This is a genomic window from Microbacterium deferens, assembly GCF_045517775.1.
In the GTDB taxonomy this organism is placed as follows: domain Bacteria; phylum Actinomycetota; class Actinomycetes; order Actinomycetales; family Microbacteriaceae; genus Microbacterium.
Genome location: NZ_JBEUWT010000001.1, coordinates 1,359,256 through 1,379,412, shown reverse-complemented (window position 1 = coordinate 1,379,412; position 20,157 = coordinate 1,359,256). Strand labels below are relative to the sequence as shown.

At 70.9% G+C, this 20,157-nt stretch carries 17 protein-coding genes; 12 read left to right on the top strand and 5 right to left on the bottom strand.

Going from position 1 to position 20,157, the window contains the following annotated elements; translation table 11 throughout:
- Positions 1-23: 23 nt before the first annotated feature.
- The gene (locus ABTU82_RS06575) at positions 24-539 is read right to left on the bottom strand and encodes a flavin reductase family protein (RefSeq protein ID WP_116647969.1); all 516 of its coding nucleotides are present in this window, start codon (positions 537-539) and stop codon (positions 24-26) included.
- Positions 540-1,198: 659 nt separating this feature from the next.
- Here ABTU82_RS06575 and ABTU82_RS06570 point away from each other — a divergent pair.
- Both ABTU82_RS06570 and ABTU82_RS06565 read left to right on the top strand, forming a co-directional pair.
- Positions 1,199-2,803 carry a ThuA domain-containing protein gene (locus tag ABTU82_RS06570; protein ID WP_116647968.1) on the top strand — a complete coding sequence of 535 codons (1,605 nt, stop codon included), beginning with the start codon at positions 1,199-1,201 and terminating at the stop codon, positions 2,801-2,803.
- A 58-nt stretch (positions 2,804-2,861) separates the two neighbouring features.
- Positions 2,862-3,980: a hypothetical protein gene (locus ABTU82_RS06565; protein WP_407172473.1), complete on the top strand. Its 1,119-nt coding sequence runs from the start codon at positions 2,862-2,864 to the stop codon at positions 3,978-3,980.
- Between the two features lie 46 nt (positions 3,981-4,026).
- On the opposite strand, the gene ABTU82_RS06560 is transcribed toward ABTU82_RS06565, so the two are convergent.
- Positions 4,027-4,296, bottom strand: a complete 270-nt coding sequence (locus ABTU82_RS06560; protein WP_407172471.1) for a hypothetical protein — start codon at positions 4,294-4,296, stop codon at positions 4,027-4,029.
- A 90-nt stretch (positions 4,297-4,386) separates the two neighbouring features.
- Positions 4,387-4,791, bottom strand: a complete 405-nt coding sequence (locus tag ABTU82_RS06555; RefSeq protein WP_407172470.1) for a class II glutamine amidotransferase — start codon at positions 4,789-4,791, stop codon at positions 4,387-4,389.
- Between the two features lie 74 nt (positions 4,792-4,865).
- Between ABTU82_RS06555 and ABTU82_RS06550 the strand changes: the two genes are divergently transcribed.
- The 5 genes from ABTU82_RS06550 to ABTU82_RS06530 are packed head-to-tail and all read left to right on the top strand — an operon-like array spanning position 4,866 to position 11,244.
- On the top strand, positions 4,866-6,128 hold the full coding sequence (locus ABTU82_RS06550) for an aminotransferase class V-fold PLP-dependent enzyme (RefSeq protein WP_407172469.1): 1,263 nt from the start codon (positions 4,866-4,868) through the stop codon (positions 6,126-6,128).
- Entirely contained in the window at positions 6,125-7,219 is a 1,095-nt protein-coding gene (solA, locus tag ABTU82_RS06545; RefSeq protein ID WP_407172467.1) for an N-methyl-L-tryptophan oxidase, read from the top strand. The genes ABTU82_RS06550 and solA overlap by 4 nt, the downstream gene beginning before the upstream one ends.
- A gap of 1 nt (position 7,220) precedes the next feature.
- Positions 7,221-8,720 (top strand): gamma-glutamyltransferase, encoded by a 1,500-nt coding sequence (locus ABTU82_RS06540; protein ID WP_407172465.1) that lies wholly within the window; start codon positions 7,221-7,223, stop codon positions 8,718-8,720.
- Between the two features lie 17 nt (positions 8,721-8,737).
- Positions 8,738-10,738: a primary-amine oxidase gene (locus tag ABTU82_RS06535; protein ID WP_407172464.1), complete on the top strand. Its 2,001-nt coding sequence runs from the start codon at positions 8,738-8,740 to the stop codon at positions 10,736-10,738.
- Entirely contained in the window at positions 10,738-11,244 is a 507-nt protein-coding gene (locus ABTU82_RS06530; RefSeq protein ID WP_407172463.1) for a hypothetical protein, read from the top strand. Before ABTU82_RS06535 ends, ABTU82_RS06530 begins: the two co-directional genes overlap by 1 nt.
- 188 nt (positions 11,245-11,432) lie before the next feature.
- On the opposite strand, the gene ABTU82_RS06525 is transcribed toward ABTU82_RS06530, so the two are convergent.
- Both ABTU82_RS06525 and ABTU82_RS06520 read right to left on the bottom strand, forming a co-directional pair.
- Positions 11,433-12,827: an HNH endonuclease signature motif containing protein gene (locus tag ABTU82_RS06525; RefSeq protein WP_407172461.1), complete on the bottom strand. Its 1,395-nt coding sequence runs from the start codon at positions 12,825-12,827 to the stop codon at positions 11,433-11,435.
- A gap of 111 nt (positions 12,828-12,938) precedes the next feature.
- Positions 12,939-13,646: a GntR family transcriptional regulator gene (locus ABTU82_RS06520; protein WP_116648852.1), complete on the bottom strand. Its 708-nt coding sequence runs from the start codon at positions 13,644-13,646 to the stop codon at positions 12,939-12,941.
- A 143-nt stretch (positions 13,647-13,789) separates the two neighbouring features.
- Here ABTU82_RS06520 and ABTU82_RS06515 point away from each other — a divergent pair, with 143 nt between their 5' ends.
- From ABTU82_RS06515 to ABTU82_RS06495, 5 genes are read left to right on the top strand one after another with little or no spacing between them, the layout of a single operon-like run.
- Positions 13,790-14,734, top strand: coding sequence for a PDR/VanB family oxidoreductase (locus ABTU82_RS06515; RefSeq protein WP_407172458.1), 945 nt, complete (start codon positions 13,790-13,792; stop codon positions 14,732-14,734).
- Between the two features lie 37 nt (positions 14,735-14,771).
- Positions 14,772-16,109: a Rieske 2Fe-2S domain-containing protein gene (locus ABTU82_RS06510; protein ID WP_407172457.1), complete on the top strand. Its 1,338-nt coding sequence runs from the start codon at positions 14,772-14,774 to the stop codon at positions 16,107-16,109.
- A complete protein-coding gene (locus tag ABTU82_RS06505; protein ID WP_407172456.1) occupies positions 16,102-17,631 on the top strand; it encodes a glutamine synthetase family protein in 1,530 nt (509 codons plus the stop codon). The genes ABTU82_RS06510 and ABTU82_RS06505 overlap by 8 nt, the downstream gene beginning before the upstream one ends.
- Before the next feature lie 25 nt (positions 17,632-17,656).
- Positions 17,657-19,114 (top strand): aldehyde dehydrogenase family protein, encoded by a 1,458-nt coding sequence (locus ABTU82_RS06500; protein ID WP_407172454.1) that lies wholly within the window; start codon positions 17,657-17,659, stop codon positions 19,112-19,114.
- Positions 19,115-19,142: 28 nt separating this feature from the next.
- Positions 19,143-20,156, top strand: a complete 1,014-nt coding sequence (locus tag ABTU82_RS06495; RefSeq protein WP_407172453.1) for a phosphotriesterase family protein — start codon at positions 19,143-19,145, stop codon at positions 20,154-20,156.
- Position 20,157: the final 1 nt, after the last annotated feature.

The window sequence follows — 20,157 nt, the reverse complement described above, 5'->3', positions numbered from 1 at the left end:
TCAGCGTGCCGACCGCTCCCGCCTCAGCCCGCGAGCTCCTGCAGGTGCCGGTATCCGCCCTTGAAGTAGAGCAGGGGTGACCCGGTGTGCCACTCGGGTGCGCTCATCTCGACCACGCGGCCGATGATCACGAGGTGGTCGCCCGCCTCGTACTCCGCCCAGGCCTCGCAGTCGACCCACATGAGCGTGGCGTCGATGACCGGGTTGCCCGACCGGGCCGGGTGCCATGCGATGCCCGCCCACTTATCGGTGCCCTTTCGTGCGAACTGGGTGGAGATGTGGTGCTGGTCGTGCGCGAGCACGTTGACCGTGAAACGGCCGCCGGCGGCGATGCGCGGGTACGTCGTCGAGGTGCGCATCACGCTGAACGAGACCAGTGGCGGGTCGACCGAGACGCTGTAGAACGACTGGCACGTGAAGCCGACGGGTTCGCCGTCGGCGATCGCGCTGACCACGGTGATCCCGGATGCGTAGTGCCCGAGGGTGTCGCGGAAGACGCGGGCGTCGATGGCGGGGGGAGCGATGAGCGAATCGGACATGGTGTTTCCTCCTATCGATGAGCGCAATCGACGCCGGCGAGAGGGGGCGCGGCTCGTGCGCGCCGGTCTCGTCCGGTCCGAGTGCCAGGAATAACGGAGACGGGATGCGGCGCGGTCGCTGCCGAGCGCTTGTCCAGGTCTCCCACACCACCGAGATCTTTTGGCCCGGCGGCCCGCAACGGCTTACGTTGCGAGATCGAGTCTGCACGGGCGGTGTTACGCGCGCGTTGCGCGGTCGAAGCTGGCGGGTTTCCGGGTGTCGGGCCGTGGCTCCGCGGTGTCGCCTTTCCGTGTGCCGGAAGGACGCGGGCGGGCCGCCGTGACGCGGCGCCATGATTCTTCCCCCGGGTCGCCCGTGTGGCTTCGGTCGAAGTTCCGCGATTCGCAACCAGAGCCGGCCGCTCTTTTGTCTGCTCTTTGCGCAAAACTCCCCGAAGAAGGTGCGCCCTGTTCCGCTCAGCGGAAGTCCGGGCGTTCCAGAGCGAGAGTTTCTCTCTTCCAGGGGCTGGTTCGTCGTGCGGGTCCGGCATAAGAGCACTCACGCGTGGCATCCGATTCATTGACGGTCCACAGAAACCCGGATAGCCTCACCTCGATATGTCGGGACGGACAACATTTATGCCCGGCCGTTCCAGCCACGCACTCAAGGGAGATTGCACATGAAGCAACCCGTCTACCGGTGGGGGGCCGTGGCAGCCGCCGCCGGCGTCGCCATCAGCCTCGGCGTCACGCCGACCGCCGCCTTCGCGGAACCGGAGGAAGAGGACTACAAGGTTCTCGTCGTCGGGAAGACCCTCGGGTTCCGGCACTCGCACATCGACGACACGACCAATGCGCTCATCCTGCTCGGGGAGCAGAACGGCTTCACGGTCGATGTGTGGGATCCGGCGATCGGGAACTCGCCCGGCCAGCCGGCACTGACCATGGCGTCGACGCCGTTCACCAGCACCGCCGACCTCGACCAGTACGCCACGATCGTCTTCGCGTCGCCCGTCGACGGCACCAACCGCCAGGACCCCGCGACCCCGCGCCTGCTCGACGACACCGAGCTGGCCGCCTTCCAGGGTTACATCCGCGGCGGCGGCGGCTACGTCGGCCTGCACGCCGCGACCGACGCGATGCACACCGTGCCCTGGTACAGCGAGCTGACCGGCGGTGGGGCGCGCTTCCGCAACCACCCCGCGCAGCAGCAGGCCACGATGCGGGTCGAGAACCCGGGCCACCCGTCGACGACGATGCTTCCCGAGGCGTGGTCGCGCTACGACGAGTGGTACAACTTCACCACCAACCCGCGTGAAGACGTGCACGTGCTCATCACGCTCGATGAGACGACGTACAACCCGGGCAACGGCCGCATGGGCGAAGACCACCCGCTCGCGTGGTGCCAGAACTTCGAGGGCGGACGCTCCTGGTACGAGGGTGCCGGCCACACGGATGCTTCGTGGACCGACCCCGTCTTCCTCGAGCACATCCTGCGCGGGCTGGAATGGACCGCGGGGCTCGTCTCGGGCGGCGGCGACTGCGTCACCTTCCCCGAGGTCGCCGGAGTGCTGGCGGCCGCGACCGGTGACGAGGCGGTCAAGGCCACGGTGCAGGGACACCTCGCCGGGGCCAAGACGGCAGACGCCGCCGACGCTCACGCCGACGCGATCGCGTCGCTGCTGCAGGCGCAGCGCGCCGCGGGCGCTCTCGACGACGACGTGCTCGACGCGAAGATCGCCGACCTCCTCGAGTGGCAGCGCGGTCTGACCGCCGACGGCCCGACCGACGCCGACGGCGTTCCGATCGACGTGTCGATCGTCGACGCACCGGGCGCTCTCGCGCTCACCGTCGCCGATTTCGGCGAGTCGGTGCGCCTCAACCAGGAGTCGGGCTTCACCGACCGCTGGCGCTTCACCGCGGGGCTCCCGACGGTCAAGGTCTCTGATTCGCGCAACGCGACGCAGGCCGGCACCAGCGGGTGGGCGGCCTCCGGCCAGTCGTCGGCGTTCGTCTCCGGCGACTCCACGATCGGCGCCGAGAACCTCGGGTGGGCCCCGAACCTCGTCACCCCGCGCGACGGGGTGTCGGCGGGGCCGCAGGTCGCGACCGCCGTCGACGGCGGCACGGGTCTCGCGGTCGCTTCGGTGCTCGCCTCGGCGACGCCCGACGGACGCCGCGGGGTGACCGACGTGAACGCGTGGTTGTACCTCGACGCGCCGCTCGGAACCCCCGAGGGCGACTACTCGGCGCGACTGACGCTGTCGCTGTTCCCGACCGACTGATCGACCGACGCGGGGGTGGGGCTTCGGCCTCACCCCCGCACAGACAGGAGAACCGCGGATGCTGCGGACCCGCCCGATGATCGTCGCGTCGCTCGCTCTCGCGACCCTGCTCGGGGGCGCGCCGGCGGCGGTCGCGCTCGATGCACCCGCGAGTGCGACCGCCGAGACCAGCACGACCTGGGCGGTGGCCCCGGCGTCGGCGGAGGGCCCGGACGGGCGGGTGTCGTTCCGGCACACGATCGACCCCGGCGGATCGGTGGAGGAGTTCATCGCGGTGACCAACTTCAGCGCCGCCGCCGCCCCGTTCGCGATCTACGCGAGCGACGGTGTGGTCACCGAGGCCGGGAACTTCGACCTGCTGCCGTCGGGCGAGACCCCTGTCGACAGCGGCACGTGGGTGAGCATCGGGGAGGTGGAGGGGGCGACCCCTCGCGATGGTGGCGGAATCGTCATCGACGTGCCGGCCGGTGCGACCACGCTCGTTCCTCTTCGCGTCGACGTCCCCGACGAGGCGACGCCCGGCGACCATCCGGCCGGTGTCGTGGCCGAACTCGCCCGCGGCGACGACGAGTCGGTGCAGGTCGCCTCGCGCGTCGGGGTGCGCCTGCACCTGCGCGTGGCGGGCGACGTCGTCGCATCCGTCGTTCCCGGTTCGATCACGACCTCGTATTCGCCGTCGTGGAACCCCTTCGCCCCCGGCACGCTGACGGTCGACTACGTCATCTCCAACGAGGGCAACGTGCGCCTGGGTGCGACCACGACGACGCAGGCCGCGGGCCTGTTCGGCATCGGCGGCGCGAGCGCGGCGGGTGAGCAGCGCGAGATCCTGCCTCGCCAGCAGACGGCCGCCTCGGCGACGGTCGCGGTGTGGCCGGTCTTCTTCGCCTGGGGCGAGGTGGCCGCCGTGCCGACGATCGTGGGTGAGGACGCCGTGCAGGCCTCCCTCGCGGCGGCGGCGACGCCGTTCACGGTGTGGACGATCCCGTGGTCGCAGCTCGCCCTGCTGGCGGTGGCCGCCGTCATCATCGTGCTGATCGTGCGCGCTCGTGCACGGTCGGAGGCGCGCGTGCAGGCCCGCATCGCCGCCGCCGTCTCCGCTGCCGCTGCGCAGCCGAACGATGCGGGGCTGGTGGACGAGCCCGCGAGCGCACGGGCTGTGCCCGAACGCACGGTCTGAGTCCGCGCGCAGCCCGTGCGTTCGGGCGCACCCCGTGTGCTCGGCGTCAGAGCGGGATCGAGCGCGCGGCCCCGCTTCGCTCGAAGACGTGCACCGCGTTGTCGGCGAGGAGTTGCCAGCCGGTGGTGTCGACGCCGGATGTCGCCACCACCCTGGCGCCGGTGGGGAGCACCGTCGTCGCGAGAGCGTTGTAGTCGTCGCCGTGTCCGGGCGGCAGGTCGTCCGCGGCGACCCCGCGCCGCGCGAAGGCGGCGAGCGGCGGCTCGACGGTGCCCCGGGAGTGCACCACGACGAGCGCCCCGTCGACGATGAGCATCGCGTTCAGGCACGCGGAGGGGTAGAGCGCCCGCACGTCGGCCGCCGCGGCCGCGACACCCGCCTCGATCGGCGAGGGTGAGCGCAGCGCTCACCGCACGAGAGCGAAGTACACCTCGCTGTCGGTCGTGCCCCGCAGCCCCGCTCGTTCGCGGTCGGTGAGGGCGTCGAGCGCGAGCGTGCGGGGTGTGAGTGCTCCGTTGTGCGCGAACACGATGCCGTCCGCGACGAAGGGCTGCAGGTTCTCCGGGGCGACAGCGGCGCCGGCGCTGGCGAAGCGCAGATAGAGCAGTGAGACCGCGGAGGGTTCGGCCAGCGGAGCGTCGCGAGCGGGGGTGAGACCGGTGAGCAGGTGGGGAGGGTGATCGGATGCGTCGGCCCGGGCGTACCCCCACCCGTCGGAGTGCAGTGTCGCGAGGTCGAGGAAGGCGCTGAGAAGCGTCGCGCCGAGGGCGTCGTGGGGCGTCATCGCCCGCGGAGCGATCGTCCCCAGCATCCTCGACATCCGCCCGCCTCACATTGGATCCAGTTATGTTACGTTTGGATCCTACTGCTCCCCTGGGAAGGTCCATGAACTCGATGCCCGTGGCGAATTCGCCGTCGACGACCTCCGCCGAGCCCCCTGCCCCGCAGCCGATCGATGTGGCGCGGGAGCGGGCTCGAACGGCCGGCTCGTGGAACGCACGGCACTTCAACGCCGCGGGCGCCGCCCTCCCGTCGCTGCAGGTCGTGACGACCACGGTCGAACACCTGCGGCTCGAGGAGGCGATCGGCGGCTATGAGGCGGCGATCGAGGTCAAGCCCCGCATCGAGGCGGTCTACGACTCCGCGGCGCGCCTCGTCGGCGCCGAACGCCACGAGATCGCCCTCCTCGACAGCGCGTCGACGGGTCTGCGGGTCGTGCTCGACGCCCTCCGCCCCCGCGCGGGATCCCGCATCATCGCCTCGCGCAGCACCTACGTCAGCCACGCCCTGCACCTCATGACCCTCGCCCGCGAAGACGGCGTCGACCTCGAGATCGTGCCGGCCGGAGCCGACCGCCTCCTCGACCTCGATGCGCTCGAGAGGATGCTGGCCGAGGGGCCGCCGGCGATCGTCACGGCAGCGCACGTGCCCACCTCGTCGGGGCTGGTCGAGCCCGTCGCCGCGATCGGCGCGCTCGTGCGCTCGTACGGCGGCTTCTTCCTGCTCGACGCCACCCAGTCGGTCGGCCACCTCGACTCCGATGTGCGGGAGATCGGGTGCGACGTGCTCGTGACGACCGGTCGCAAGTTCCTGCGGGCGCCCCGGGGGACGGGGTTCGCCTACGTCGGGGCGAGCGCCTTCGAACGCCTCCTCCCCACGGCACCCGACGTGCGCGGTGCGCAATGGACGTCGGCGTCCGACTGGCACGTCGACGAGTCCGCCCGGCGCTTCGAGACCTGGGAGGCGTCGATCGCCGGTCGTCTGGGGCTCGGCGTCGCCATCGACGAAGCGTTGGAACGCGGCATCCCGCAGACCCAGGAGTGGCTCACCGCGACCGGGCGCACCGTCCGTGCGGCGCTCGCCGAGATCGACGGCGTCGCGCTCGGCGAGGCGATCGACACCTCGTCGGCGATCGTGACCTTCGTCGTCGAGGGTGTGCCCTCTGCGACCGTCGTGACCGAGCTCGCCCGCGACCGCGTCCGCGTGGTGTCGGTACCGGCGACCCACGGCCAGTGGGATCTCGGCGACCGCGGCCTCTCGGCGGTCGTGCGTGCGTCGGTCCACGTCTACAACGACGAGAATGACCTCGCGGCCCTGATCGACCGGGTCGCGCACATCGCTCGAACGCATCGGTCGGGAGGGGCATGAGCGTGGTGGAGGCCGACGTCGTCGTGCTCGGACTCGGGGTGCACGGCTCCGCGGCGGTCGCGAGCCTCGCGCGGCGGGGGCACCGGGTCGTCGGACTGGAGCGGTTCGCGGCGGGCCACGCGCGCGGGTCGTCGCACGGCCGCACCCGCATGATCCGACGCGCGTACCCGAACCCCGTCTGGAACGGCTTCGTGGCCGAGGCCTACGAGGCGTGGGCGGCGCTCGAGCGCGAGAGCGGTCGCACACTGATCCACCGCACCGGCGGGGTGTACGCCCACGAGGGCGCCTCGCAGCTTCAGGGCCCCGACTGCGTCGCCCTGGCCGACGCGGCGGCTGTCGCCGGGGTCTTCCCGGGCCTGCGGATCCCCGAGGGCTACGGCGCCGTCTACGACCCGAACGCCGGGGTGCTGGAGGCCGAGGCCGCGCTCGACGCGCTCCGGGCGAGCGCCACACGCAACGGCGCCGACCTGCGCTTCGGCGCGCGCGTCGACGGCTGGGACACGACGTCGTCCGGGATCGTCGTGCGCGCGGGCGACGATGAGATCCGCGCCGGACGCCTGGTCGTCGCGCCGGGCTCGTGGGCGGCACGGATGCTGCCGGCCCTCGCGCCGATCGTTGAGGTCTGGCGCATCCTCACCCTCACCGTCGCCGCGGGTCAGCCCGTCGCGATGCCGCCGCAGCTCGGCGCCTTCTCGATCGACCGCCCGGAGGGGCTCGTCTTCGGCATCCCCGACGCGGCCGGGAACGGATTGAAGATCGGCGTCGACGCCGGAGCGGTGTGGGACCCCGAAGAGCCCGTCGCTCCCGCGACCCCCACCGAGGTCGACGAACTGCGCGCGCTGATGTCGGACTACGTGCCGGGCATCGACACCACTGTCGTCGAGGCCGCCGCGTGCCTGTACACGATGACCGAAGACAAGAGGTTCGTGCTCGGGCCGCTCGCCGACGGTCCCGAGGTCATCGCCGTCTCCGCGTGCTCGGGACACGGGTTCAAGTTCGGTGCCGCCGTGGGCGACGCCGTCGCCGACCTCCACGAAGGACGCTCGCGCGATGACCTCTCCTTCATCTCGACCGCGAGACGAGGACTCTGAGATGGCCGTCGCCCTCGCCGCCCCCCATCGCGCCGCCGTCACCGCCGGTGAGCGCGCGGTCGCCGCTGGCGGCAACGCGCTCGACGCGGCGCTCGCCGCCGCCGCGATGCTGACGGTGGTCTATCCGCACCAGTGCGCGATCGGCGGCGACCTCATCGCGCTCGTCCGAGACCCCGCGGGCGCCACGACCGCCGTGATCGCGGCGGGCACCGCACCCGCCGCCATCGAGACCGTGTCGGGGGAGTGGGCGGCGGTGCCGCGTCAGGGAGCGCACTCCGTGACGGTGCCCGGGATGGTCGCGGGCTGGGAGGCCATCGCCGCGCTCGGCGGTGCGCTCGGTCTCGCGCCGGCCCTCCGCGGCGCCGCAGACGTGGCGCGGGGCGGCGTCACGGTCAGCGCGGGGCTCGCGCGCGCCATCGCGTCGAGGGCGGAGGGGATTCTCGCCGACCCCGGGCTGTCGGCCGTGTTCGCGCCGAGGGGCGACCTGCTGGCGGAGGGCGACACGTACCTGCAGCCGGCTCTCGCCGACACGTTCGGCCGCCTCGCCGACGACCCGACCGACTTCTATTCCGGTGCGACCGCCGACCTGCTCGTCGCCGCCCTCCGCGGCGCGGGCGGCGTGCACACCCTCGACGACTTCGCCGGCTACGCCCCCGAGATGACCCCCGCGCTGTCGACCGACCTCGGCGGTCGCACCTGGTCGGTCGCGCCTCCGCCGTCGGCGGGCGCCCTCGTGCCGGGTGTGGTGGCGGGCGGTCTCGACGCGGAAGGCAACGCGGATGCTGCGGCCCTCGTGGCCGCGAGCGTGCGCGGCGTCGCTGCCCGCGGGGCACACCTCGGCGATCCGCGAATGGGTCCGATCGACGTGGATTCCCTGCTCGATCTCGCCGCGGGTGCCGGTTCGACGATCGGCGAGTCTCGGGCGAGCGGCGACACGGCCTCGGTGGTCGCGATCGACGACGACGGGTGGGCGATCACGATCGTGCAGAGCGTCTACTTCACCTTCGGCGCGGGGTTCCTCGACCCCGCGACGGGCGTGCTGTTCCACAACCGCGGGAGTGCGTTCAGCACCGACCCGGCATCGCCGGCCCTTCTGCGCGCCGGTGCCCGCCCGCCCCACACCCTGTGCCCCCTGATCGTGGAAGACGCCGCGAACCTCGTGATCGCCGGCTGCCAGGGCGGTCGCGCGCAGCCCTGGATTCTCGCGCAGCTCTTCGCCGCCCGATCATCGATGCGGGAGCCGCTCGACGCGATCCTCGCGCGGCCTCGCTGGATCGTCGGAGACGTCGACCTCGGATTCGATCGGCTCACCCTGGCCGCCGAGCCCGGTGTCGCGCCCGAGGCGCTCGCCGGCGCGAGAGCCGCGGGCGTTCCCGTGGCCGACCTTCCCGCTCGCGCGGACGTCGCCGGACACGTGCAGCTCGTGCGGCGACGCGACGACCACCTACTCGACGCCGCGAGCGATCCCCGAGCCGACGGTGTCGGCGTCGTCACCCTTTGACACTGGAGGAGAACCCCATGACCTCACGCATCTGGAGCGACCCGCTCACGCCCACCGAGATCGACGAGATCACCGCCCTGGTGCGCGCCGACGCGCGTATCGGCGAGCGACCGCGGTTCTGGGGCATCGCCGTGGAGGAAGGACTCGCCCGCGCTCTCGCGCCGGGTCAGGGCCGCCCGGTGCGACTGGTGGTCATGAACCCCGACGCCCACGCCGCGTGGGAGGTCACCGGCTGGACGTCGGGTACCGACCGCGACGCGGTGCTCTCGGGCTGGGCCGACGTCGACGCCAAGCGTCCGGGCGTCTCCTCCGACGAGGCGCGGGCGATCGCCCAGGCGGCGCGCAACCACCCGCTCATCGTCGAAGCACTCGCCAAACGCGGCATCCATGACACCTCGCTGGTGTGGGTCGACCCCGAGTCGATCACCGGCTTCGAGCCCGAGGACCTCGCAGACTGCCGACTGTCGTGGGGAACGGTCTGGTACCGCGAGAGCGTGGACGACAACGGCTACGCGCGGCCCGTGGCGGGCCTCGTGCCGATTCTCGATCTCGAGACCCTCGACGTCATCCGCATCGAAGATCACGGCGTGATCCCGATGGCCAGCGAGTCGGGCAACTACCGCTCGGGCACCTGGGGCCCCGACCGCGAGGTCGCGCCGCTGGAGATCACCCAACCGCAGGGGCCCGGATTCGACGTCGACGGGCACCGCGTCACCTGGCAGAACTGGTCGTTCAACATCGGTTTCACCCACCGCGAGGGGCTCGTGCTGCACGACATCTCGTACCGGGACGGCGACGTCGACCGTTCGGTCATGCGCCGGGCGTCGATCAACGAGATGTACGTGCCCTACCTCGACTCCGACCCGACCGCGTACCGCAAGAACTTCTTCGACTGGGGCGAGTACGGCGCGGGGCCGCTCACCGCCTCCCTCGAACTCGGGTGCGACTGCCTCGGCGAGATCCGCTACTTCGACGCGCACGTGCTCGACGGCAACGGCGAGGCGATGACGATCTCCAACGGCATCTGTCTGCACGAGGAGGACCACTCGATCCTCTGGAAGCACGTGAACACCCGCACCGGCGAGGCCGACGTGCGTCGCTCGCGCCGGCTGGTGATCTCGTTCTTCGCGACGGTGGCGAACTACGACTACGGCTTCTACTGGTCGCTCTACCAGGACGGCAACATCGAGCTGGAGATCAAGCTCACCGGCATCCTGTCGGTCTCGGGCATCGACGACGGCAAGATGCCCCCGTTCGGACGCATGGTGAGTCCGAACGTGCAGGCTCCGACCCACCAGCATTACTTCGCCATCCGTCTCGACACCGCCGTCGACGGTCCGCTGAACCGCCTCGTCGAGGTGCACGCCGAGGTCGAGGAGGACGACGAGCTGAACCCGTGGGGGAACGCGGTGAAGATGGTGTCGGAGACCATCTCGTCGGAGAAGGATGCGGCGCGCCTGGCGGATGCGTCGCGCGCCCTGCACTGGCGGATCGAGAACACGGAGAACATCAACCGCTTCGGCGAGTCGACGGCGTACCGCCTGTCGGTGCTCAACACCACGCGCCTGTTCGCCAAGCCCGGGAGCGTCGTGGCGCGCAAGGCGCCGTTCGTCGGCAAGCACCTGTGGGCCACCGCGTACGACGCCTCGGAGCGGTTCATCGCGGGGGAGTACCCGAACCAGGCCCCGCTCGAGGCCGAGGGCATCACGGCCTGGCAGCAGGCCGACCGCCCGCTCGACGGGGCTGAGCTCGTGGTGTGGCCGATCGTCGGTGTGCACCACTACCCGAAGCCCGAGGAGTGGCCGATCATGCCGGCTCACAAGATCGGCCTGCGCCTGGAGCCCGACGGCTTCTTCGTGCGCAACCCGTCGCTCGACGTTCCGCCGTCCGAGGAGGCCGCCTGTCACGCGCCCTCGGGTGGGCACGGTCACGATGGGCACGGTCACGACCATGACGGTCACGCCCACGTGCATCACGGCAGCGACGACCCGCACGCAGACCACCACGATCACCACTGATGCCGGCGGAACTGCTGCACGCGGGAGCGTTGGGGGCCGCCGGCCTCGGAACCTGCTGCGTCGCCCTCGACCGCCCGCGACCGCGGCTGCGAGAGCTGTCGCTGTCGATCGTGATGTTCCTCGCGATGCTCGACGTCGTCACCGCCGCGCACCTCGTGCCGGTGGTCGGGTGGAGTGCGCTGACGGTCGCCCTGGCGATGGCGCTCGGGGCGAGGCGGCGACGTTCGGCCGAGCCCTCGGCGGTCGTGGGGATGCGCGTGCACTCCGCGATCGGTGCCATCCTCATGGCGGGGCTCATGCTCGCGATGTCGGGTGGGCCGGTCGCGACCAGCGGGTCGCACCACGGCGGTTCGGCGGTCTCGCTCGTGCTGCCGCTGGTCGCCGCGACCGCCGTGTACGCGGCGTGGTCGGCGACGCGTCTGCATCACGCCCATCTGCTCGAGCGGGTGCAGTACGTCAGCATGGCGATCTCGCTCCTCCTCCTCGCGGGCGCGGCCGTCGGCTGAGCCGGGAGTTCGCGCGTTTCGCTGCGCGATGCGCCGGGCGAGGGCGCATGCCCGGCGTCGGCCTTGGGCCGTCGCCCCGCCCGCTCGACGCATCGCCCCGCTCGACGCATCGCTCCGCTCGCGCTCGAGGCGCGGTCCGCCCCGGGGTTGTCGAAGGGTCGCGGGGGCGCGGGTCAGGAGGGCGCGGGTCAGAAGGGTGCGGTGTCTTCGGGTGAGCGGTCGTCGTCGGGTGCGGGTCTGAAGACCGGGACTTTCCGTTCGGGTCGCACCACGAATCGTCTCCCGCCGGGGGATTTCCATTCGAGTGCTCCGCCGCTGTCGGGGATCTGTCTCACGCACCACCCGCCGTGATGCTTGATCGTGTGATGCCCGACGCAGAGGGGGCCGAGGTTCGTGAGTTCGGTGGTGCCGCCGTGTTCCCAGGCGAGTTGGTGGTCGATCTGACACCTTCGGGCAGGGGTTCCGCATCCGGGGGCCATACAGGTCGCCGCCCGCCATTCCACGAGTCGTCGTAACGCCGCCGGGGTGCGGTACTGGTCACGCCCGACGGAGAGCACCATCCCCGTCTCGGGGTGGGTGAGCACCCGCATCCACCCATCCGCGCCACCGCAGAGTTCCCGGGCCTGCTCGATGGGGATCGGCCCCACCCCCTCCACCACCGCCGGGGCCGTGTTCGCGTGCTCGTCATCGAGCAGCGACAACACCGGCACGGTCACCGCAACCGTCGCGCGGATCCCTCGCGCCGCATCGGGGTGGGCGGGCACGTCCCCATCGACAAGAAGATCGACCATGACGTCCGCACGCAACTCGTCGAGAGAACGCTCCTCGCCCTCCTGGGCGCCGAGGGCGTGTGCGATCGCCGTTGCGCGGTGCTGAATTGCGTGGGCCTTCACGGCGGAGGTGTAGAGCATCACCCAACTCATCCCGTCCTCCGCCGGCTGCACCACCACCCGCCGCTCCCGCACCGCTTCCGCGTGCCGCTCGCTGAGCGTCGCGGCCCGCACCGTGTCGACGAGCTTCCGCAGCAACCGGCGGAACGACCCCAACGCGTGCGACGTGGCGAGGTCGACGGCCAGCGGCACCACCTGATCCCGCAACTCCGGCTCGACAGTGTCGACCAGCTCGACGAACACATCCGCGTGCCGCTCCGTCGTCCGCGCATGCGAAAGCGCGTCGAGCATCGCCGGGTATCGGTTGACGAGACCATCCGCGGTAGCCAGCATCCGTTCCGCGATGTGCTCGGTCACCTGCAGCACCGTCGCAAGCTCGAGCCGCAGGGACCGCATCACGATCTCCGTCGTCTTCCCCCGGAACACCGCCGCCTCGGCCACCGCCTCCCGCCGCAACCCCTCGACCCGCTCGAACCGTTGCGCGGCGAACACCGACATCAACGTCGACACATCCGCCACCGCATCCAACCCATCACGACCCGCCGCGACCGGATCACCGTCCGCATCGAACCATTCCAGCTCCTCGAACCACTCGCGCTCGTCGGGCCACTCCGAGCCCGCAACGTCCGCCGGAAAAGCAACGGCATCACGCCGCGCCTCACCGCCAGTCGGGGTGCCGTCGTTCTCGAGCATGCCTACATGTTAGAACAAACGTACGACACTGGACGGAAGTCGTGCCGCACTGTGGAAAACTCCCGCGCGCCCGCCGTCGTTGGCCCCACACGCGCGGAGCGGCAGGCGGTGTCAGCCGGTGAAGACGGTCGAGCTGCGGCGCTCGTACCAGCGCGCGAGCTGCTCTCCGGCGCCGTGCACGTGGGCGCGCATCTGTGCGCCGGCGGCCTCGGCGTCGCCGCGCTCGATGGCCTCGATGATGCGCAGGTGCTCCTGGTAGTTCTCCTCGCGATGGCGCTCGTCGTTGACGAGCAGCTGTGCGGAGACGTTGCGGGGGAAGGTCTCGTTGATCTCGGCGATCGCGCGTCCGAGCCGCGCGTTGGCCGACGCGAGCACGATCGTGTTGTGGAAGACGTCGTTCTCCTGCCGACTGTCCAGGGCGCGCGCCGGGGCGCCGCCCTCGACCGAGCGGTCGTACATCTCCTGGTTCGCGACGCGGAGTCTGTCGAGGTCGGCGTGCGAGATGCGGCTGACGGCGCGCGCGGCGGCGAGGGCTTCGAGCTCGGCGCGCACCTCGTAGGCCTCGCGCACCTCCCACGGGGCGGGGACCCGAACGACAGCGCCGCGGTTGGGGACCACATCGATCAGTCCGCCGGTCTGCAGCTGGCGGAGCGCCTCGCGCACCGGGGTGCGGCTGACGCCGAAATCGCTCGCGAGCTCGGCCTGCCGCAGCTGCGCTCCGATGGGGATGTCGCCGTTCATGATGCGCGCTCGGATCTTCGCCGCGATCTCGTCGACGAGAGCGTGAGCGGAAGACGCTTCGATCGTCTCATCAGCCATTCAGGTGTGTCTCCTCACCGACGCAGATGGTGCTGCGGCACCCCGGAACGATAACAGAACTCCTCTATATGGACCCCGATCCGAACGGAACGTCGCCCAGGCAAGTAATATTGGATCCATACTCATGATGTTAGGATCCACGTATGTCAGGGCTGGAAGTGATGACGGACATCCGCGTCCGGGTGCGCGGGCTCGCCCGTGAGGCCGAGGGTGTGCTGTCGGTGGAGCTCGAACCCCTCGGCGAAGCGCTCCCTTCCTGGACCCCCGGCGCACACATCGACCTCGTCGTACCCGGCGCGCCCGTGCGGCAGTACTCGCTCTGCGGCGACCCGTCCGCGCCGCGCTACCGCATCGCCGTGTTGCGTGAGAGCGATAGTCGCGGCGGATCCCGAGCCGTCCACGAACGACTGCGGCCGGGGGATGAGATCGTCGTCCGCGAGCCGCGCAACCATTTCGTGCTGGAGCCCGCCGCGCAGTACCTCTTCATCGCCGGCGGCATCGGCATCACGCCCCTGCTGCCCATGGTGCGTCAGGCCCAGGCGGCGGGAGCCCGCTGGCGGCTGCTCTACCTCGGCGGTTCGCGCGAGCGCATGCCGTTCCTCGACGAGCTCTCGGGCCTCGGCGGAGACGTCACCGTCGTCGCCCGCGACGAGGGGACCCGGGCCGACCTGATCGCCGAGGTCGCCGCATCCCCCGACGCGCTCGTGTACGCCTGCGGTCCGGAACGGATGCTGACGGCCCTGGCCGATGCGGTGCCGGACGCCGACGCCCGGCTCCGGCTCGAGTACTTCTCAGCTCCCGAGATCGCGTACGAGCCTGGTGGGCCGTTCCGCATCCGCCTCGATCGCAGCGGTCTCGAGCTCGAGGTGACCCCGGAGGAGTCCATCCTCGAGGTCATGCGCGGCGCCGGCGTGGAGGTGCTGTCCGACTGCGAGGAGGGCATCTGCGGCAGCTGCGAGACCCGCGTCGTCGAGGGGGAGCCCGAGCACCGCGACTTCGTCCTCACCGCGCAGGAGAAGGCGAACGGCGACTGCCTGATGGTCTGCGTCTCCCGCGCCTCGTGTCCACTGCTCGTCCTCGACGCCTGATACTCACCGACCGAAACGCACTGAAGGAGCGCACCGCATGCTCAAGCAGGAAGACAACGAGAAGATCACTCGATCGGGGCCCGGCACTCCGCTCGGCAACCTGCTGCGTTCGTACTGGCAGCCGGCCGCCCTGGTGTCGGAGATGCCGGGCGAACGTCCGGTGAAGCAGGTGCGCATCATGAGCGAAGACCTCGTGCTGTTCAAGAAGCGGGAGGGGTGGGGGCTGATCAGCCGCTATTGCGCCCATCGGGGGGTCGACCTGTCGTACGGGCGCCTCGAGGAGGACGGCATTCGCTGCCTCTACCACGGGTGGCTCTACAACGGCGAGGGGCGGTGCGTCGAGCAGCCCGCCGAGCCCGACCACAGTCAGTTCCTCGGCAAGGTGCGCATCGCCAACTACCCGTGCGTCGAGCGCAACGGCATCATCTTCACGTACATGGGCGCGGGTGACCCGCCGCCGTTCCCGCACTACGACTGCTTCGTCGCCCCGGAGGAGTACACGTTCGCTTTCAAGGGGCTGTGGGAGTGCAACTGGCTCCAGGGCCTCGAGGGCGGCATCGACCCCAGCCACGTGTCGTTCCTTCACCGCTTCATCGAAGAGGACCCGCGCGAGATGTACGGCCAGCAGTTCGCCGAGGAGGTCGAGGGTACGGGCAAGAAACTGTCGATGCTCGTCGGTGAGAGCTACCGCCCCGACATCGAGGTCGAGAACGCCGAGCACGGCCTGCGCGTCTACGCCCTGCGTCAGCTGACCGAGGACATCAAGCACGTGCGTGTGACGAACCTCATGTTCCCCAACGCGTTCGTCGTCCCCTTCGGCAACTCGAAGGTGTTCACGCAGTGGCACGTACCGATCGACGACGAGACCTCGTACTGGTACATGATCTTCTACGACTTCGCCGAGCCCACCGACAAGGAGACCCTCCTGCAGCAGCGGCTCGAGGGCGTGAGCCTCCCCGAGTACCGGCCCCTGCGAAACCGCAGCAACAACTGGGGCTTCGACCCCGTCGAGCAGAAGGAGCTCACCTACACCGGCATGGGTCTCGACATCAACGTCCACGACCAGTGGGCGGTGGAGAGCATGGGAGCCATCCAAGACCGCACCGTCGAGCGCCTGGGCGTCTCGGATCGCGCCGTGAGCGCGAACCGTCGCCTGCTCCTGCGCGCGATCGAGGCCTTCGCCGCCGGGGCGCGCACCCCGTCGCATCCGCTCAGCGAGACCGAGGCGACCGAGCTGACAGGACCCATCGCCATGGACACGATCGCCGCGAACGACGCCTGGCAGACCCGCTGGGTCGAGCGCGAGCAGGAGCGCCGCGACGCCTCGCCGTGGGCGGGCCCGCTCGCCACCGCGGAAGCCACCGTCGATGCGTGAGCGCAACGTCGACGAGCGTCCCGTCTCCGAGAACGGCGGGGGCGTCTCGGCGCGGCCCATGCTCGCCGCCGAGCGCGACGGCTTCATCTCTCGCCACGACCTCTGGAGCGAGGCGCAGTACGCGGCTGCGGGCCAGATGCGCCGGGTCATGGATGAGATCGGCATCGAGATGGTGCGGTTCTCGTTCGTCGACCAGCACGGCATCCTGCGCGGGAAGACCATCACCCGGGCCGGCGTCGCCGCTGCGATGCGCTCGGGCCTGACGGTGCCGAGTTCGCTCCTGCTGAAAGACACCTCGGGCCAGTCGGTCTTCTCGGTCTTCTCCGCCGACACCGGGGTGGGCGTCGACGGCTTCAGCGGAGCGGGCGACATCGTGCTCGTGCCCGACCCCGAGACCTTCCGCGTGCTGCCGTGGACCGAGAACACCGCCTGGATCCTCTGCGATCTCCGCTTCCCCGACGGCGCGCCCGTGCCGTTCTGCACGCGGTCGATCCTGCGCACCGAGCTCGCCACGCTCGCCTCGCGCGGGTACGGCATGACGGTGGGCGCCGAGCTGGAGTTCCACGTCTTCCGGCTCTCCGACGAAGAGCTCGCCACCGCGCACGTCGCCGCCCCCGGGCGTCCGGGGGACGCGATGGTCTGCGCACCCACGACGCGCGGGGCGCAGCTGCTGCACGAGGAGTCGCTCGACGCGATGCAGCCCCTGGTCGACGCGCTCTACCGCACCCTGACCCTTCTTGACCTCCCGCTGCGCTCGATCGAGCTGGAGTTCGGGCACAGCCAGTTCGAGATCACGATGGAGGCGGGGGATGCTGCGCGGATCGCCGATGCGATCGTGCTGTGCCGCATGGCGGTGCGCCGCGTCGCCCGCGGCCTCGGCTACCACGCGACGTTCATGTCGCGCCCCCAGGGTGTCGAGGGCGCCTCGACAGGCTGGCATCTGCACCAGTCGCTCTACGAGCTGTCGACGGGGGCTGCAGCCTTCGTCCCCGAGACGGAAGGGACGACCCTGAGTCTCGTGGGGTCGGCGTACCTCGCCGGGCTCCTCGCCCACGCGCCCGCCGCGGCGGCCTTCACCACACCGACCGTCAACGGGTACAAGCGGTACCAGCCGTTCTCGCTCGCACCCGACCGCGTGGCCTGGGGCATCGACAACAAGGGCGCGATGATCCGCGCGGTCGGCGGGGTGGGAGATCCCGCGACCCGGCTCGAGAACCGCTCCGGCGAGCCCGCGGCGAACCCGTACCTCTACATCGCGTCGCAGCTGATCAGCGGGATGGACGGCATGGAGCGCGGACTCGTGCCGCCCGCCCCCACCCTCGATCCGTACCGCACCGAGGCGCCGGCGCTGCCCGCGTCGCTCGGCGACGCCGTCGCCGCGCTCGTCGACGACCCCGCGTTCCGGTCGGCTCTGGGCGAGACGGTGGTGCACTGGTACGCGACGATCAAACGCGCCGAGTTCGACCGGTACCTCCGACACGTCTCCGACTGGGAGCAGCGCGAATACTTCGGGATCCTGTGATCCCGCGCCGAGGAAGAGAGCACGCATGAGCATCAGATCCCGTGTCGGCACCCTGCCGGCCCACGAACCGTTCCTGCTCGCGGGGGAGTGGATCCCGGCCGGCGACCGCGCCCGCCGCGAGGTCATCGATCCCGCGACGCAGGAGGTGCTGACCACCGTCGCCGACGCGACGGCCGCCGACGTGGATGCGGCGGTGGCCGCCGCCGTCGCGGCGCACGCCGATCGGCGCTGGCGGGGGATGGCGCCGCTGGATCGTGCCCGCATCCTGAACCGGGTCGCCGACCTCATCGAGGCCGACCTGGAGGAGCTCGCGATCCTCGAGACCCGCGACAACGGCAAGCCGATCGAGCGCTCGCGCGCCGACACGGCCAGCGCGGCACGCACCTTCCGACACTTCGCCGGTGCGCCGTCGCGCCTGGGCGGATCGGTCATCCCGATCGACGGCGGCGCGCACCACGTCTACACGGTGCTCGAGCCGATCGGTCCGGTGGCGATCATCCTGCCGTGGAACTTCCCGATCATGACGGCGGCCTTCAAGCTCGCCCCGGCGCTCGCCGCGGGCTGCCCCGTGATCGCGAAGCCCGCGGAGGACACACCCCTGACGCTCCTGCGCCTGGCGAGGATCCTGCAGGAGGCGGGCGTGCCCGACGGCGTCGTGAGCGTGCTCACCGGCGACGGCGAGGTGGGCGCCGCCCTCTCGGCCCACCCGGGGATCGCGAAGATCAGCTTCACGGGCTCGACGGAGGTCGGTCGCCTCGTCGCCCACGCCGCCGCCGACGACTTCACCCGCGTGACCCTCGAGCTCGGCGGCAAGAGCCCGAACATCGTCTTCGAAGACGCCGATCTGGATGCTGCGGTGCTGACCGCCATGCGTGCGTCCTTCGGGCACTCCGGGCAGATGTGCACCGCGGGAAGCCGCCTCCTCGTGCAGCGCTCCATCCTGGAGGAGATGACCGAGCGCCTTGCCGCGGCCGTCCGACGGGTGCCCGTCGGCGACGGGCTCGACGGCGGGATCACCGTCGGCCCGCTCGTCTCGGAGGAGCAGCGCCAGCGCGTGCTCGGCTACATCGAGAAGGGCATCGGCGAGGGCGCGACCCTCGTCGCCGGCGGGGGAACCCGCGAGCCGGGCTTCTACGTCGAGCCGACACTGTTCTCCGGTGTCACCAACGACATGACCATCGCGCGCGAGGAGATCTTCGGCCCGGTGGTCGGGATCATCGCGTTCGACGACGAGGCCGACGCCGTGCGCATCGCCAACGACACCCGGTACGGGCTCGCCGCCGGGGTGTGGACCCGCGACCTGTCGCGCGCGCACCGGATGGCGGCCGCGATCGACGCCGGCACGGTGTGGATCAACACCTACAACGTCTTCGACCCCGCGTTGTCGTTCGGCGGCGTCGGGGAGTCGGGGCTCGGCCGCGACCTGGGCGACGAGGGTCTTCTGGGCTTCTGCGAGCCGAAGAGCGTCGTCATCGCGATCTAGTACGCCGCACGGCGAGAAAGGGGCATCCGTGATCGACACGGTGCACACGGTCACCGGGCCCATCGGTCCCGCCGACCTCGGGATCACGCTCCCGCACGAGCACGTCTACATCAACATGACCCGCACGACGCCGCAGGACGGGTACCTCAACGTAGCCGCCGAGGCCGATGCCGAGCTCGCGCTCTTCGCGGCGGCGGGCGGCGCCACCCTCATCGATCTGACCAACGGCGAGCTCAGCGACTATGCGGCACCGGTCGGGTGGAGCGACGACCTCCGGGTGATGCAGCAGAATGCGATCACCGGCTCGAGATCGGTCGCGAACGTCCTCGCGACCAAGGAGGCGTCCGAGCGCACCGGGGTGCAGGTGATCCTCGGCACGGGGCACTACTACGAGACCTACCTCGACCGGCTCTGGTTCGATCGCACGCCGACGAACCTGATCGCCGACTACCTGATCGCCGATCTGCTCGACGAGATCCCCGGCACGGGGGTGCGGGCGGGGGTCATCGGAGAGATCGCGTCCGACCTCTCGCACATCTCCGCGATCGAGGAGCGGTCGTTCCGCGCGGCCGCGAGGGCGGGTCGGGAGACGGGGATGCTGATCTCCACCCACGCACCGACGTTCCCGACCGGTCTCGCGCAGCTCGACATCCTCCGCGAGGAGGGGGTCGACCTCTCGCGCGTCGCGATCGGGCACGCCGACACGGTCAAGAGCGTCGACTACTCGCTCGAGATCGCGCGGCGCGGAGCCTTCGTGCAGTTCGACTGCCTGATGACCTGCCGGGTCGGGGGCGTGCTCGTCCGCCCGCAGATCGACCGGCGGCTGTCGTATCTGCGGCAGCTCATCGATGCGGGCTACGCCGACAGCATCCTGCTCTCCCACGATGTCTGCCAGCGCTCGCACCTGCGCGCGGCGGGCGGTCCGGGGTACACGTTCCTCTTCGAGGAGTTCCGCGCCCTCGCGATCGATTCGGGCATCGCCGCCGAGACGCTCGACGCCATCCACCGCGACAACCCGCGTCGCGCCGTCTTCGGGGAGTGAC